Origin of the sequence: Massilia sp. UYP32, assembly GCF_050434365.1 — a bacterium.
Lineage (GTDB): Bacteria > Pseudomonadota > Gammaproteobacteria > Burkholderiales > Burkholderiaceae_D > Telluria > Telluria timonae.
The window spans coordinates 14,018-27,455 of sequence record NZ_JBNDIK010000030.1; the positions used below are offsets into that span (position 1 = coordinate 14,018).

Genomic DNA, 13,438 nt, shown 5'->3' on the forward strand with positions numbered 1-13,438 from the left:
AGCAGGAAGCAAGAAAAAATGCAGGCCCACACATGTGGGCCTGCATTCAAGAAATTGGTGCCGGTATGTTTCCCGACCGCCGGCGCCGGTAGGGCGGTTTGCACCGCCGAGTGCCCTTCCCTAGGAGCACTTGCATTGTGCCTATAAAATGTGACGGCTCTTTGACGAATCACACTTTATTTGTTTCTGATTGTTTCTAATTGTAAATTGCGCGGATAATACTTCCTTTGCGGCTGCCACGCCGACAGCAATAGGAGCAATTCGTGCACGATCGAGACCAGGGACCCGAAGCGTCCATCCAGCCAGACAATCCCGCGCGCAGGCGCATCTTCCAGGCCGCCGCCGCGGTCGGCGCCGCCACCTTGCCCGGTGTGACGAATGCGGTCGCAGCCCCTGCGAAGCCTGTTGCCAAGGGTTCGCTCGACGCCAAGCTGCGCGCCCACGTCAAGAACGTGGTCGTGATCTACCTGGAAAACCGCAGCTTCAACAACCTGTTCGCCGACTTCCCCGGCCTGGCCGTGCCGCTGGCGAGCGTGCCGGCGGCCAGCGTCCAGCAACGCGACCGCGACGGCTCGATCCTGCCGACCCTGCCCAAGGCCTGGGGCGGCGTGGTGCCGGGCCGCCAGAACATCGGCGGCAAGGACTACATCACCACCGAAGCCCAGTCGGCCAACCTGCCGAACGCGCCGTACAAGCTGACGGACGCGGAAGGCAAGCCGCTGCCGGAAGGCGTCATCACGCGCGACCTGGTGCACCAGTTCTACCATAACCAGATGCAGATCAATGGCGGCCGTAACGACGGCTTTGCGGCCTGGTCCGACGCCGGCGGCATGGTGATGGGGTATTACGGCGAGACGTCGAAGAACCTGGGCCTGTACCAGATCGCGCGCGAGTTCACCCTGTGCGACAACTTCTTCATGGCGGCTTTCGGCGGCTCCTACCTGAACCACCAGTTCCTGATCAGCGGCCGCGTGCCGGAATACTTCAATGCGGCCGAGACGGCGGCGAAGAACAAGATCGCGGTGCTGGAAGACGGCCCGCAGGGCGTGCGCCTGGCGCTGGCCCCCGATTCGCCGGCCTCGGCGCTGGACGGCAAGCCGAAGTTCGTGCGCAACGGCGCGATGACGCCCGATGGCTACGCCGTCAACACGATGGCGCCGCCGTACCAGCCGAGCTGGGTGCGGCCGGCCTTCGACGGCGACCCGCTGCACGCCGACCCGCTTGACGCGTCGACCCTGCCGCCGCAGACCTATGACACGATCGGCCACCTGCTGTCGAGGAAGGGCGTGAGCTGGGCCTGGTACGGCGGCGGCATGCAGGCGGCGCTCGACGGCCGCGGCGCCGGCGAGCGCCCGAACTTCCAGTACCACCACCAGCCGTTCAATTACTTCAAGCAGTTCGCGCCGGGCACGAAAGAACGCGCGGAACACCTGCGCGACGGCGGCCTGGGCGACAGCCCGATCTCCAACAAGTTCATCGCCGACATCGTCGCCGGCAAGCTGCCGGCGGTGGCCTTCTACAAGCCGCAGGGCAACCTGAACCTGCATGCAGGTTACTCCGACATCGAGTCGGGTGACGCCCACGTGGCCAACATCATCGAGCACCTGAAGAAGTCGCCGCAGTGGAAGGACATGGTGGTGGTGATCACTTTCGACGAGAACGGCGGCTGGTGGGACCACGTGGCGCCGCCGCAGGGCGACCGCTGGGGTCCGGGCTCGCGCATCCCGGCGATCGTGGTGTCGCCGCACGCCAAGCGCGGCGCGGTCGACCACAATTTCTACGACACGACCTCGATCCTGCGCTTCATCACGCGCCTGCACGGCCTGCCGCTGCTCGAGGGCCTGGCTTCCCGCAACGCCGCCTTCGAAGCGCGCGGCGCGCGGCCGCCGGGCGACCTGACGGCGACGCTCAGCTTCCGCTGATCGCAGCTGCTTTCCTCGAAAGCCAGCCTGTCCGGGCTGGCTTTTTTGTTCTGAAATTGCTTGTCGGCTAACGCGCGCTGGTCTTGAACACGCGGCGATACACTCGGCAGACTCGAGATTGTTTCGTTGACAATCAATGGATTTTGCATTGATGAGGCGGGCGATCCGACTACAACAATCAGGCCAGGGCGCCGGCATCGTGCCGGTGCATAGCCCCTTCTATTTCAGACAGGAGAGCAACATGCAAAAGAATCAGATCCTCAAGCGCCTGATGGCCGTGTCGGTCGCGGCGGCCATGTTCGGTGCGGTCGGCGCGCAGGCACAGACCAGCCAGCAATCGGGCGCCAGCAGCACTGCCGCCACCGCCAGCAGCGACGCCAAGCTGACCAGCGCCGACCGCAAGGCGATCATGGACATGGGCATGTCGAACATGGCCGAAGTCGAAATGGGCAAGCTGGCGCAAAGCAAGAGCCAGAACGCCGAGGTGAAGGCCTTCGCGCAGAAAATGGTCGACGACCACGGCAAGGCGCTGACCGAGGTGCAGACCCTGGCCCAGTCGAAGGGCGTGACCCTGCCGACCGAGCTCGACGCCAAGCACAAGGCCATGTCGGCCAAGCTCGAGAAAATGAGCGGCGACGCCTTCGACAAGGCCTACGTCAAGCAGGGCGGCGTCGGCGCCCACAAGGAAACGCTGACCAAGCTGCAGGCGGCTTCGAAGGGCGCCAAGGATCCGGAAGTCAAGGGCCAGGTCGACAAGATGATCCCGGTCGTCCAGGAGCACCTGAAGCATGCAGAGCAACTGGCGCAAGGCAAGTCGAGCAGCACCGGCAGCTCGGGCGCGGGCCATACCGGTTCCAGCCACTAAGCAGTTCTCAAGCGAGCTGGGCCGTTGCCACCCGCGGCGGCGGCTCGCTTTTCCACTTGCCCTCGATGCGGTCGATGACGATCTCGATGCCCACGATGGCGGCCAGCAGCCTGGCCGTATAGTCGGGCGGCGCATCGTCGACCGACCACGGATCCGGCAGCGCCGCTTCCTGGCGGTCGGTCTGGCGCTCGACCAGCGCGCGCAGCCAGTCGCGGTCATCGATCGCGCGCAGCGTACCGTGCACGTGCACGACGTTGTAGGTCCAGGTCGGCACCACCCGGCCGCCGGTCTCGGCTTTTTCGATGCGGTCCGGCGTCGCATAGCCGGACGGCCCGCGAAACACCACCAGCACCCGCTGCCCGGCGCGCCGCCACACCGGATTGCCGCGCGCCACGTGGGCGCGCAGCACGCCTTCCTCGACCAGCAGTTCGAACGGCAGGTGATCGGCGTCCGGCATGCCGCCCTGCTGCGTGACCAGCATGCCCAGCGGATGGTCGGCGACCAGGGCGTGCATCGGGGCGGATTCGGATTGCATGAAGCGGGCAGGGCAGTACATCTAGGGGTTCTCCAGGATGACGATTTCGGTGGTGAGGTAATTGGCGACAGAGCGCTCGTGTCCAGGACCTATCGTAGGCCCTGCTTTGGCTTGCTGAAATAGCCAATTCCATGGAAGATGGGCATACCAATTCTTCGCCGTCCGCCATGCATGTCCATGACCTGATCGCCAGCGCGTCGCTCGATCGCAGCAGCGACGTGCCGCTGTTTCGCCAGTTGTACGCCCGTCTGAAGGACGCGATCCTGCACGGCGCGTTGGCGCCCGGCGCGCGCCTGCCGGCCACGCGCGACCTGTGCCGGCAGCTCGGCGTGTCGCGCCAGACCGTGCTGGCGGCCTACGACCAGCTCACCAGCGAAGGTTATCTGCGCGGCGGCGTGGGGCAGGGCACCTTCGTCGACGCAGCCTTGCCGCTGGCACGCCAGGCGCCAGCGGCGCCGGGGCTGCTGCGCGCGCTGCCGGAGCGCGGCGCGGCGCTGGCGGAAGCCATGGGAACGCGCCGTCTCTACGAGGGTCCGGTGCGCGCCTTCCGCCCCAGCATGCCGGGCCTGGACCTGTTCCCCTTCGACCTGTGGCGCAAGCTCGAAGCGCGCCACCTGCGCCATGCGCAGCGCGGCCCCGATCATGGTCCCTACCTTGGCTATGGCCCCGCCAACGGCTACGCCCCGCTGCGCGAACTGCTGTGCGCCTACCTGCGCGCCTCGCGCGGCGTGGTCTGCACGCCGGAGCAGATCGTCATCACCTCGGGTTCGCAACAGGCGCTGTACCTGCTCACGCAATTGCTGCTGGCGCCGGGCGACGAAGTCTGGGTCGAGTCGCCCGGCTACCAGGGCGCCTGCGCGCCGATGCTGGTGGCCGGCGCGCGCATCCGCACCGTTCCGGTGACGGACGAGGGCATGGACGTGGCCTACGGCGCGCGCCACTATCCCGATGCGCGCATGGTGTTCGCGACGCCGTCGCACCAGCTGCCGCTGGGCGCGACCATGAGCCTGGCGCGCAGGCTGGAGCTGCTGCGCTGGGCCGCGGCCAGGCGCGCCTGGGTGATCGAGGACGACTACGACAGCGAATACCGCTACACCGGAGCGCCGCTGGCCTCGATGCAGAGCCTTGACCGCGCCGGCTGCGTGGTCTACGTCGGCACCCTGTCGAAGGTGCTGTTTCCGGCGCTGCGCCTGGGCTATGTGGTGGCGCCGCCGGCGCTGGCCGAGCCGCTGGCGCGCGCCAAGGCGGTGGTCGACATGCACCACGCCATGCTGCCGCAGGCGGTGCTGGCCGACTTCATCGCCGAAGGACACTTCATGCGCCATATCCGGCGCACGCGCGAGGCGTATGCCGAACGGCGCGCGGTCCTGATGGCGGCGCTGGAACACCGGCTCGGCGAGCGCCTGACGTACGGGCCGGCCGACGTGGGACTCGACCTGTGCACCCATTTCAGGCCGGATCGCAAGGGGCGCATCCCGGATGAAGCGCGCGTCGCGCAGGCGGCGCTGGAAGCCGGCATCGAGCTGCGCCCGCTCGGGTATTACGCGAACGCCGCCGCCACGCCCGCCTGCGCGGTGGCGCCCGGCCTGCTGCTCGGCTTTTCGGCGGTGCAGCCGGAGGCGATCCGGCAGGGCGTCGAGGCGCTGGCGCGGGTGATCGAGGGCCAGTGGCCGGGAAAATAAGCGCCTATCGCAGCCAGGGATAGGCCGCCAGCCACCTTCCGAGCTCGTTGTCGTTGGCGCACCCCAGCTTGTGGAAGATGTTGGCGCGGTGGGTCTCGACCGAGCGCGGGCCGCAGGGCGGCACCAGCACCCGCGCGATCTCCTTGTTGGGCTGGCCCAGGCCGACCAGGCGCGCGACTTCGCGCTCGCGCGGCGTCAATTCTTCCCACAGCCGGCTCGCGTGGCCGCGCGCGCGGGCCTCCGTGATGGCGTGGGGCAGCTTGTCCAGCAATTGCTGGGTGTCCGGCTTGGCCACCCAGTCCCAGGCGCCGCTGCGCACCGCCTCGAGCGCCATGGGGATGTCGCCGTGCCCGGACAGGAACACCGTCACGAGCGGACTGTGCTCGGCGCGCAGGCGCTCGAACACGGCCAGGCCGCTCATGCCGCCCATGCGCAGGTCGAGGATCACGCAGCCCGGCTGGCTCGGGTCGACGGCCTCGAGGAAGGCTTCGCCGGACTCGAAAGCCTGCACCGCCAGCCCCTGCGAAAACAGCAGGAGCAGCATCGAGCGGCGCAGGGCTTCGTCGTCGTCGACGACATACAGGGTCAGTGGCGGGGTCAGTGGTGAATCTTTCATTGGACTATGGGAAGAATGAATGAGAACGTGGCGCCGCCATCCGCGTCATTCGCGACCATCATCGAGCCGCCATGGGCTTCGACGATGGTGCGGCAGATGTTCAGGCCCAGGCCAAGGCCGTCGGGCTTGGTGGTGAAAAAGGGGGCGAAGATTTGTTCCAGCTGCTCCGGCGGGATGCCCGGCCCCTGGTCGCTGACGGCAATGCGTACACCTTGCGCGACACGGCAGGTGGCCAGCACGATGCGGCGGCGATGGCGCGGCTGCTCGTGCATGGCCTGGGCCGCATTGTGGATCAGGTTGACCAGCACCTGCTCGAGCAGGACCTGGTCGCCGCGGATTTTCACCGCGGGGTCTTCCAGCATCACCCGCAGCAGCACGCCCTGGCCGCTCAGCTCGGGCCTGAGCAGCGCTTCGACGTGGTCGATCACGGCGCCGATGACGAGGGTGGCGTAGTCGGCGCGCTGCGGGTTGATCATGGCGCGCACGCGCTTGACGATCTCGCTCGCGCGCCGCGATTGCTCGACGATGTCGTCGAGCGCGCCGGTCAGCATGGCGGCGTCACCCCTGGCGGCGAGGGCGCGCGAAGCGATTGCGAAGTTGGACAGCGCCATCAGGGGCTGATTGAGCTCGTGGGCCAGGGTCGAGGCCATCTCGCCGGCGCTGGCCAGGCGCGCGCTGCGCTGCAGGCGCAGTTCCTGGTCGCGCTGGCGCGCCTCGGCCTGCTTTTGCGCGGTGATGTCCACGATCGAACTCATCCACCCGCGGTGCACGCCGTCGGCGTCGATCAGGGGCGCCGTGTATACCATGGTGAGCACGTCGTGCCCGTCCTTGTGGCGGATGCGCGATTCGAAGCCGTGCGGCGCGGCGCGTCCGAGCAGGGCGTCGTCGCTGTCCCGCTCGTGTTTTTCGAGGTCGTCCGGATGCCAGTACGGATACGGCGGCCGGCAACCGAGCAATTCGCCCGGACTGTAGCCGACCATGGCGCAGAAGGCGGGGTTGACGTAGATGATCTTGCCCTCCGGGTCGCGCGCGCGCATGCCGACCAGCAGGGAATCCTCCATCGCCTTGCGGAAAGCGTATTCCTGCTGGAGGTCGCGGGTGCGCTCCTCGACCCGGTGCTCGAGCTCGACCCGGGCCGACTGCTGCTCGGCATAGCGCCGCTCGCGCAGGCGCCAGTACAGTACGGCGAGCAGCAGCAGGGCCATCGCCAGCGTGCCCAGCGCGAGCGCCAGGCGCCGCGCCTCGCGCACCTCGCGCATGTCTTCAAGGACCGTCAGGGTCCAGCCCAGGCCGGGCAAGGGCGTATCCAGCGCAAGATAGTCGCGCGCCTTTCCGCCGGTGCTGGTCCTGAGGACGAATCCCGGCACGTCGTCGCGCACCCGGACCGTCCAGGGCAGGACGTCGAAGCGGCGCCGCGCGCCGTACTGGCCGTGGTCCGCGATCCAGGCCGCATCGAGCGCGGATACCGGCCCGACGCTCTTGAACAGCCACTCGGGCACGCCGCTCAGGAACACCACGCCGCGGCTGTCCCTGAGGACCACCGGATTGGCGCCATGGCGCCACGTCTGCTCCAGCTGGTCGAGGCTGATCTTGACGACCATGACGCCGATCACGTCGCTGCCGCTGCGGACGGGCTCCGCGATGAACAGGCCGGCCTGGCCGGTGGTCAGGCCCAGGCCGAAGAACAGCCCGCGGTGGCCCTCCACCGCATCTTCGAAATAAGGACGCTGGCGGTAGGATTCGCCGACGAAGCTCGATGGCAGGTTCCAGTTGCTGGAGGCGATGGTCAGGCCGGCGCGATCGATCAGGAACAGCGCAGTGGCGCCGGTCGTCGTCTGCAGGTCGGCGAAATAGGCGTTCACGCGCGCCTGCAGGGCCGCGTCGTGGGGCGCCTGCAGCAGGTGGTGCACGTCGGGATGGCGCGCCGCCGCATGCGGCAAAAAGTCGTGCTTTTCCACCAGGCCGCGCAGGCCCAGCACGTGCGCCGCCGTCGCCTGGCGCAGCGCCTCCATCTTGGCCTGCAGCTCGCGCTGCTCGGCGAACCAGCCGGCGGCGAAGATCAGGGCCAGCGCGCCCGCCACGGCGAGCAGCTTGCGCCAGAGATGTCGCTTGAACAAGGATGACATCGAAGAGTCCCTGGCCAAAAGCGCCAACGATAGCAGCTGTATGAACGTCGCGCCGGCTTCTCCGTATTTTTACGGAGGAGCGCGCGCCAATATTGCGGATGTGCCGGCTTCTACCGGTGCCGACAATGAGATCTCTGATCGAGGAGACACCCAATGACAACAACCATCAGCAATCCGGTCGCCGGCGCCAAGCCGGTGGCCGCCGAACCTATTTCCGGCGCGCGCCTGCGCGCCATCTTCGTCGGCTCGGCCGGCAACCTGGTCGAGTGGTTCGACTTTTACTGCTACGCGGCGTTCGCCCTGTACTTCGCCAATTCCTTCTTCCCGGCCCAGGACCCCACTGCCCAGATGATGTCGACCGCCGGTATCTTCGCCCTGGGCTTCTTCGTGCGCCCGATCGGCGGCATCCTGTTCGGCCACCTGGGCGACCGTCACGGCCGCAAGGTGGCCCTGATGGCGTCGGTGCTGCTGATGTGCGCCGGCTCGCTCTTGATCGCCTGCGCGCCGACCTATGCCACCGCCGGCATCCTGTCGCCCTGCATCCTGCTGCTGGCGCGCCTGCTGCAAGGCCTGAGCCTGGGCGGCGAATACGGCGCCAGCGCGACTTACCTGTCGGAGATGGCGGACTCGAAGCGGCGCGGCTTTTACGCCAGCTTCCAGTACGTGACCCTGATCGGCGGCCAGCTGCTGGCCCTGGTGCTGCTGCTGGTGCTGCAGCATTTCCTGCTCACCGACGCCCAGCTGCGTGACTGGGGCTGGCGCATCCCCTTCGTGTGCGGCGCCTTGCTGGCCCTGATCGCCCTGATGATGCGTCACGATATGCCGGAGACCGATTCGTTCGAGAAGGCGCGCAAGAAGGCCAAGCCGATGGGCGGCCTGAAGCAGCTGGCGCAGCATCCGAAGGAAGTGCTGCTGGTGGTCGGCCTGACCATGGGCGGCACCCTGGCGTTCTACGTCTACACCGTCTACATGCAGAAGTTCCTGCGCCTGTCGGTGGGCCTGACCGACGCGCAAACGACCGCCGTCTCGGCGGCCTCGCTGCTGTTCGCCATGTGCCTGCAGCCGCTGTACGGCGCGCTGTCGGACCGCATCGGCCGCCGTCCGCTGCTGGTGGGCTTCGCGCTGCTCGGCACGATCTTCACCGTGCCCCTGCTGACGGCCATCCGCCACGCCAGCGGGCCGTGGGAAGCGTTTGGACTGATCGCCTGCGCGTGGATCATCGTTTCGGGCTACACCTCGATCAACGCGCTGGTGAAGGCCGAGATGTTCCCGGCCTCGATCCGCGCCACCGGCGTCGGCGTGCCGTATGCGTTCGCGGTGTCGATCTTTGGTGGCACGGCCGAGTACGTCGGGTTGTGGTTCAAGTCGGTGAACCTGGAATCGGGGTTCTACTGGTATGTCACCGGCGTGATCGCCTGCACCTTGATCGTGTGCTGGTTCATGCGCGATACGGCGGCGCATTCGAAGATCGATGCGGAGTTGCGCGGGCATTGAGCCGTAAAAAGGCGCCAGTCCTGGTAGCGGGATTGGCGCGCCCGAGATGCGGGCTGCAAGACTGGCGGCGGCGTCCACTCCCTGATGCGCAATCGTTACGCATCTATGCTTGATTCTTCCTTATCAAGCTCCTTTTGCAAAAAATAGAGGTCAGGATCCAACTTCAGCCCATCCGGATCCTCGGCAATCTGCGCATATTCAGATAGTTCTTGTGGTGGTTTCGGTGGTGGTGGTACCGGCGCGAAGCCTGCAAACGCAGCCATTATCACTACGCCGAGCCAGCGATATCGGTCTTTCCAACCCTGTGGCTCAAGACTCGCACTCGAGGAAGGCTCATTGTTTTCGTTATCCACTTAGAAGATCACTTTCGTTTGCGTGCTGTAGCGTATAGACCGGCTCGCCGCTCACGCGGGGCAAACAGACGAACATCATGGGCCGGATGTTTAGCCAGGTCTGCGCCTTGATTGCGTACATTTTCGATCGCATGGTCACCTCTTGCCATGCGAATGCCTGTGGCCGTACAGCACCAAACTGGTGATTTTCTAAACTATTTCAATGGTGTCGCGGAATCGAGTTATACGGCCGCATGCTTCGGCTACAAGCAAAACGGAGCCTGCAGGGCTTTCGGGCAATGGCAGTCGACCGTCCGCAGCCGACCCAAACTGTTCACTGGCGCCTGTGAAAGCGATCGTCCGCGTGTTTCCTTAGTCGGGAGCTACCGATATCAGGAGGTCGGCAACGACGTCACCCCGAAGTGGGCCATCTACAAGTTCAGCGAATTCACGCATCTGGTTTCGCAACTCGACCATCCGTGCATCAGGCTCGGCTTGCGTACCCCATACGAGTTCGGACGGCCATTGGGCATACGCAAAATAATGGCCGTCAGCGCACCGATGCAAACGCGACCCCAGGCCGCCGCGCTCATCGCGTATGCGTTCGGTGAGTTCCAGCCAGGCGTGCTCGAAGTCTCGCTCACGACCGGAAGCCACTTTCCATTTAAAGTAAATCGCGTGCATGACACTCGGTTGTGATGGGAGCGAGAAAAAAGTATAGAATCTCAACTTAACTTGAGGTCAAGCGCAATGACGACGATCGATCCCGACAAGAAAGCCCTGACGGTGGGCGAAGTGGCGCGCCGCAGCGGCGTGGCGGTCTCCACCATCCATTTCTACGAATCGAAAGGCCTGATCAAGGGCTGGCGCACCGACGGCAACCAGCGCCGTTATGCGCGCGAAGTGCTGCGCCACATCGCCATCATCAAGGTGGCGCAGCGCACCGGGATCCCGCTCGAGACGATCCGGGAAAACCTGGCCGCGCTGCCGGAAGGGCGCACGATCAGCGCAAAGGAATGGCGGGTCCTCGGCGCCGGCTGGCGCGCGGAACTCGACGAGCGCATCGCGCGCCTGCAGCGACTGCGCGACGAACTCGATACCTGCATCGGCTGCGGCTGCCTTTCCCTCGCCGATTGTCCGTTGCGCAACCCCGCCGATGCGCTCGGCGCGGACAGCGCCGGCGCCGTGTTCCTCGATCGTCCGGCCGAGGCGGGGTATGATGCCGTTTCCACCAGCAAGCCGACGCCATGACCGCGACGCCATGACCGATTCTGAACGCATCTCTCCCGACTCCATCGCCGCGCTGCAGGCGCGCTTCGACGGCCATTCGCGCAAGGCGCAGGCCTATTACGCCGTCATGCACGAGGCGCGCAAGGTGCTCGGGAACGACGATGCCGCCGACGCCTGGATGAAGGCGCCCCAGCCGGCGCTGGACGGACGCACGCCGGCCGAACTGGTGGCGGATAACCGCACCGACGACGTCCTGGCCTGCCTGCGCGGATCGAAACCGGGAGCGGCGCGATGACGGTCAAGCGCTGCTCCTGGGCGAATATGGCCAATCCGCGCTACATCGCCTACCACGACGACGAGTGGGGCGTGCCCTGCCACGACGAGAACACCTTGTTCGAGATGCTCAACCTCGAAGGCGCGCAGGCCGGCCTGTCGTGGGAAACCATCCTGAACAAGCGCGACACCTACCGCGCGGCCTTCGACGGCTGGGATGCGGAAAAGATCGCCGCCTACGACGACGACAAGAAGGCCGCGCTGTTGCTGAACCCCGGCATCGTGCGCAACCGCCTGAAGGTCGCCGCCGCGATCACCAACGCCAGGACCTATCTCGCGCTGCGCGAGCAGGGACTGACGCTCGACGACTACCTGTGGGCCTTCGTCGACGGCAAGCCGATCGTCAACGACTGGCTAGACCACGCCCGCCCGGCGCGCACCGAGCTGTCCGACCGCATCTCGAAGGATCTCGCCAAGCGCGGCTTCAAGTTCGTCGGCTCGACCATCGTCTATGCCTATATGCAGGGCATCGGGATGGTGGACGACCATGACCGCGAATGCCACTGCCGCACCAGGCGGCGCTGATCATGCGGATGCAGGACCACTGGCGCGGCCGCGCGCGCTACACCGTCTTCGACAGCGACCATGGCGACGGCAGCCGCTTCGCCGCCCTGGTCGCGGCCTGGCGCCTTGATGCGCAGCGGCCCGCGCACCTGCACGTGGTGGCGCTCACCGACAGCTTGCAGCCGGGCTTTCACCGCATCCCCCAGGACGATCATGGCGTCACGCTCGACCTGCTGGCGGCGCCGCTCGAAACCGCGCTGGCCGAGCTGAACGCGCATCCCGATTTCATCCGCCTGCACGGCGCGCAGGGCACGGCCTTCGTCCGTCCGCTGGCGCGCCTGACGGCCCTCGGCGCGCGGCTGGAAACGCAGGGCCTCGATAGCGAACAGCGCGCGGCCTTGAGCGCCCAGGGATTCGTCTTCGATGGCGACGCCGCAACCTTCTCGACCCGCAAGCCGCGCCTGCCGTCGACGCCCGAGCCTGACCGGCGCGCGCTGGTGTTGGGCGCCGGCGTGGCCGGCTGCGCCGCGGCCGCGCGCCTGTGCGCGCGCGGCTGGCAGGTCACGCTGATCGAGCGTCATCCGCAGCTGGCGATGGAAGCGTCGGGCAACCTGGCCGGCATCTTCATGCCGCTGCTTTCGCGCGACGACAATATCCCGACCCGCCTGACCCGCGCGGCGTACCTGTATGCGCTGCGCCTGTGGGAGCAACTGGGCGGCGTCGGTCGCGCCTTCGACGGCGACGGGTGCGGCGTGCTGCAGCTGGCGCGTGATGCCGGCCATGCGGCCGTCTCGCGCGCGATCGCCGGCGACGGCAAGCTGCCGCCCGACTTCGCGCGCTGGCTCGAACCATTGGAGGCCGAAGCGCTGCTGGGCCTGCCCGCGCCGGATGGCGGCTGGCTGTTCCCGCAAGGCGGCTGGGCGAGGCCGGGCAGCGTGTGCGAGGCGCTGCTGGCGTCCTGCGGCGATCGCTTGACGCGGCGCTTCGGCGCCGGCGAGGTGAGCCTCGAGCGGGAGGGCGACGAATGGCAGGCGCGCTGCGGCGATGGCAGTGTCATCGGCCAGGCGCCGACCGTGGTGCTGGCCAGCGGCGCCGGCGCGCGCAAGATGGTGCAGACCCGTGAGCTGCCGCTGCAGGCGCTGCGCGGGCAGGTGACGCACCTGGCGCCGGAGCACGCCCCGCAACTGCCGCTGGTGCTGTGCCGCGAAGCCTACCTGACGCCGTCCGCCAATGGCCTCACCTGCGCCGGCGCGACCTATGACCTGGACGCCGATCCGCAATTGCGCGCCGCCAGCCAGGAAGAGAACGTGGCGCGCCTGCGCGGCCTGGTGTCCGATCCCCACGCCGCCGAGGGCGCGCCGCTGGCGGGCAGGGTGGGTTTCCGCTGCGTGGCGCCGGACCGCCTGCCCCTGGTCGGGCGCCTGCCGGACTTCGCCGCCGCCGGCGCCACCGAGCGCCTGCGCGACGTGCCGCGCCATCCGGGCCTTTACGGCTTGCTGGGCTATGCCTCGCGCGGCCTGATCTGGGCGCCGCTGGCGGCCGAGCTGCTGGCGGCCCAGCTCGAAGGCGAACCGCTGCCGCTCGAGATGGCCCTGGTCGATGCGCTCGATCCGGCGCGTTTCGTGCTGCGCGCGCGGCGCAACAGTCGCTATAGCCCAGACGCTGCGCCAAACGCCGCGGATATCGGCCCTTGAGCGTTGCGCCGCCGCAAACGTGCGCGCGGAATAGGCGTGCAAGGCCAAACTGTCGAATGCCTGCGGGTATAATTACTGGTAGCAACTTTTGGCCGAAAGGGCCTG

14 protein-coding genes are annotated in these 13,438 nt (G+C 67.2%); 9 read left to right on the forward strand and 5 right to left on the reverse strand.

Annotated features, from left to right (window positions below; genetic code table 11):
* Window positions 1-263: 263 nt before the first annotated feature.
* Window positions 264-1,922 (forward strand): acid phosphatase, encoded by a 1,659-nt coding sequence (locus tag ABIB42_RS21665; protein WP_184238046.1) that lies wholly within the window; start codon window positions 264-266, stop codon window positions 1,920-1,922.
* A 241-nt stretch (window positions 1,923-2,163) separates the two neighbouring features.
* Window positions 2,164-2,787, forward strand: a complete 624-nt coding sequence (locus ABIB42_RS21670) for a DUF4142 domain-containing protein (protein WP_005663188.1) — start codon at window positions 2,164-2,166, stop codon at window positions 2,785-2,787.
* Between the two features lie 7 nt (window positions 2,788-2,794).
* On the opposite strand, the gene ABIB42_RS21675 is transcribed toward ABIB42_RS21670, so the two are convergent.
* A complete protein-coding gene (locus tag ABIB42_RS21675) occupies window positions 2,795-3,343 on the reverse strand; it encodes an FMN-binding negative transcriptional regulator (RefSeq protein ID WP_273027986.1) in 549 nt (182 codons plus the stop codon).
* 146 nt (window positions 3,344-3,489) lie between these two features.
* Here ABIB42_RS21675 and ABIB42_RS21680 point away from each other — a divergent pair, with 146 nt between their 5' ends.
* Complete coding sequence (locus ABIB42_RS21680; protein WP_005663179.1) at window positions 3,490-5,004, forward strand: PLP-dependent aminotransferase family protein; 1,515 nt, start codon at window positions 3,490-3,492, stop codon at window positions 5,002-5,004.
* A gap of 4 nt (window positions 5,005-5,008) precedes the next feature.
* Here ABIB42_RS21680 and ABIB42_RS21685 read toward each other — a convergent pair whose 3' ends face one another.
* Together ABIB42_RS21685 and ABIB42_RS21690 are read right to left on the reverse strand one after the other, a co-directional pair.
* The gene (locus ABIB42_RS21685) at window positions 5,009-5,620 is read right to left on the reverse strand and encodes a response regulator transcription factor (RefSeq protein ID WP_184238050.1); all 612 of its coding nucleotides are present in this window, start codon (window positions 5,618-5,620) and stop codon (window positions 5,009-5,011) included.
* Complete coding sequence (locus ABIB42_RS21690) at window positions 5,617-7,746, reverse strand: sensor histidine kinase (protein WP_429248979.1); 2,130 nt, start codon at window positions 7,744-7,746, stop codon at window positions 5,617-5,619. The genes ABIB42_RS21685 and ABIB42_RS21690 overlap by 4 nt, the downstream gene beginning before the upstream one ends.
* Here ABIB42_RS21690 and ABIB42_RS21695 point away from each other — a divergent pair.
* Window positions 7,730-7,903, forward strand: a complete 174-nt coding sequence (locus ABIB42_RS21695) for a hypothetical protein (protein WP_169331305.1) — start codon at window positions 7,730-7,732, stop codon at window positions 7,901-7,903. The two genes, ABIB42_RS21690 and ABIB42_RS21695, sit on opposite strands and share 17 nt — an antisense overlap.
* Window positions 7,900-9,240, forward strand: a complete 1,341-nt coding sequence (locus tag ABIB42_RS21700; RefSeq protein WP_184238055.1) for an MFS transporter — start codon at window positions 7,900-7,902, stop codon at window positions 9,238-9,240. The genes ABIB42_RS21695 and ABIB42_RS21700 overlap by 4 nt, the downstream gene beginning before the upstream one ends.
* A 95-nt stretch (window positions 9,241-9,335) precedes the next feature.
* Here ABIB42_RS21700 and ABIB42_RS21705 read toward each other — a convergent pair whose 3' ends face one another.
* Together ABIB42_RS21705 and ABIB42_RS21710 are read right to left on the reverse strand one after the other, a co-directional pair.
* The gene (locus ABIB42_RS21705; RefSeq protein WP_143054452.1) at window positions 9,336-9,593 is read right to left on the reverse strand and encodes a hypothetical protein; all 258 of its coding nucleotides are present in this window, start codon (window positions 9,591-9,593) and stop codon (window positions 9,336-9,338) included.
* A gap of 351 nt (window positions 9,594-9,944) precedes the next feature.
* Window positions 9,945-10,256, reverse strand: a complete 312-nt coding sequence (locus tag ABIB42_RS21710) for an antibiotic biosynthesis monooxygenase family protein (RefSeq protein WP_429248980.1) — start codon at window positions 10,254-10,256, stop codon at window positions 9,945-9,947.
* Between the two features lie 66 nt (window positions 10,257-10,322).
* Here ABIB42_RS21710 and soxR point away from each other — a divergent pair, with 66 nt between their 5' ends.
* The 4 genes from soxR to mnmC are packed head-to-tail and all read left to right on the forward strand — an operon-like array spanning window position 10,323 to window position 13,333.
* The gene (soxR, locus tag ABIB42_RS21715; protein WP_071360639.1) at window positions 10,323-10,823 is read left to right on the forward strand and encodes a redox-sensitive transcriptional activator SoxR; all 501 of its coding nucleotides are present in this window, start codon (window positions 10,323-10,325) and stop codon (window positions 10,821-10,823) included.
* A gap of 10 nt (window positions 10,824-10,833) precedes the next feature.
* Window positions 10,834-11,097 (forward strand): MbcA/ParS/Xre antitoxin family protein, encoded by a 264-nt coding sequence (locus ABIB42_RS21720; RefSeq protein WP_184238060.1) that lies wholly within the window; start codon window positions 10,834-10,836, stop codon window positions 11,095-11,097.
* Complete coding sequence (locus ABIB42_RS21725; protein ID WP_273162918.1) at window positions 11,094-11,660, forward strand: DNA-3-methyladenine glycosylase I; 567 nt, start codon at window positions 11,094-11,096, stop codon at window positions 11,658-11,660. Before ABIB42_RS21720 ends, ABIB42_RS21725 begins: the two co-directional genes overlap by 4 nt.
* Window positions 11,633-13,333: an FAD-dependent 5-carboxymethylaminomethyl-2-thiouridine(34) oxidoreductase MnmC gene (mnmC, locus tag ABIB42_RS21730; RefSeq protein ID WP_429248981.1), complete on the forward strand. Its 1,701-nt coding sequence runs from the start codon at window positions 11,633-11,635 to the stop codon at window positions 13,331-13,333. Before ABIB42_RS21725 ends, mnmC begins: the two co-directional genes overlap by 28 nt.
* Window positions 13,334-13,438: the final 105 nt, after the last annotated feature.

Coding starts and splice junctions, on each gene's coding strand:
- ABIB42_RS21700 (WP_184238055.1), top strand. CDS start 7,900: ATGACAACAACCATCAGCAATCCGGTCGCCGGCGCCAAGCCGGTGGCC.
- mnmC (WP_429248981.1), top strand. CDS start 11,633: ATGCCACTGCCGCACCAGGCGGCGCTGATCATGCGGATGCAGGACCAC.
- ABIB42_RS21675 (WP_273027986.1), bottom strand. CDS start 3,343: ATGTACTGCCCTGCCCGCTTCATGCAATCCGAATCCGCCCCGATGCAC.
- ABIB42_RS21680 (WP_005663179.1), top strand. CDS start 3,490: ATGCATGTCCATGACCTGATCGCCAGCGCGTCGCTCGATCGCAGCAGC.
- ABIB42_RS21670 (WP_005663188.1), top strand. CDS start 2,164: ATGCAAAAGAATCAGATCCTCAAGCGCCTGATGGCCGTGTCGGTCGCG.
- ABIB42_RS21725 (WP_273162918.1), top strand. CDS start 11,094: ATGACGGTCAAGCGCTGCTCCTGGGCGAATATGGCCAATCCGCGCTAC.
- soxR (WP_071360639.1), top strand. CDS start 10,323: ATGACGACGATCGATCCCGACAAGAAAGCCCTGACGGTGGGCGAAGTG.
- ABIB42_RS21685 (WP_184238050.1), bottom strand. CDS start 5,620: ATGAAAGATTCACCACTGACCCCGCCACTGACCCTGTATGTCGTCGAC.
- ABIB42_RS21710 (WP_429248980.1), bottom strand. CDS start 10,256: ATGCACGCGATTTACTTTAAATGGAAAGTGGCTTCCGGTCGTGAGCGA.
- ABIB42_RS21690 (WP_429248979.1), bottom strand. CDS start 7,746: ATGTCATCCTTGTTCAAGCGACATCTCTGGCGCAAGCTGCTCGCCGTG.
- ABIB42_RS21720 (WP_184238060.1), top strand. CDS start 10,834: ATGACCGATTCTGAACGCATCTCTCCCGACTCCATCGCCGCGCTGCAG.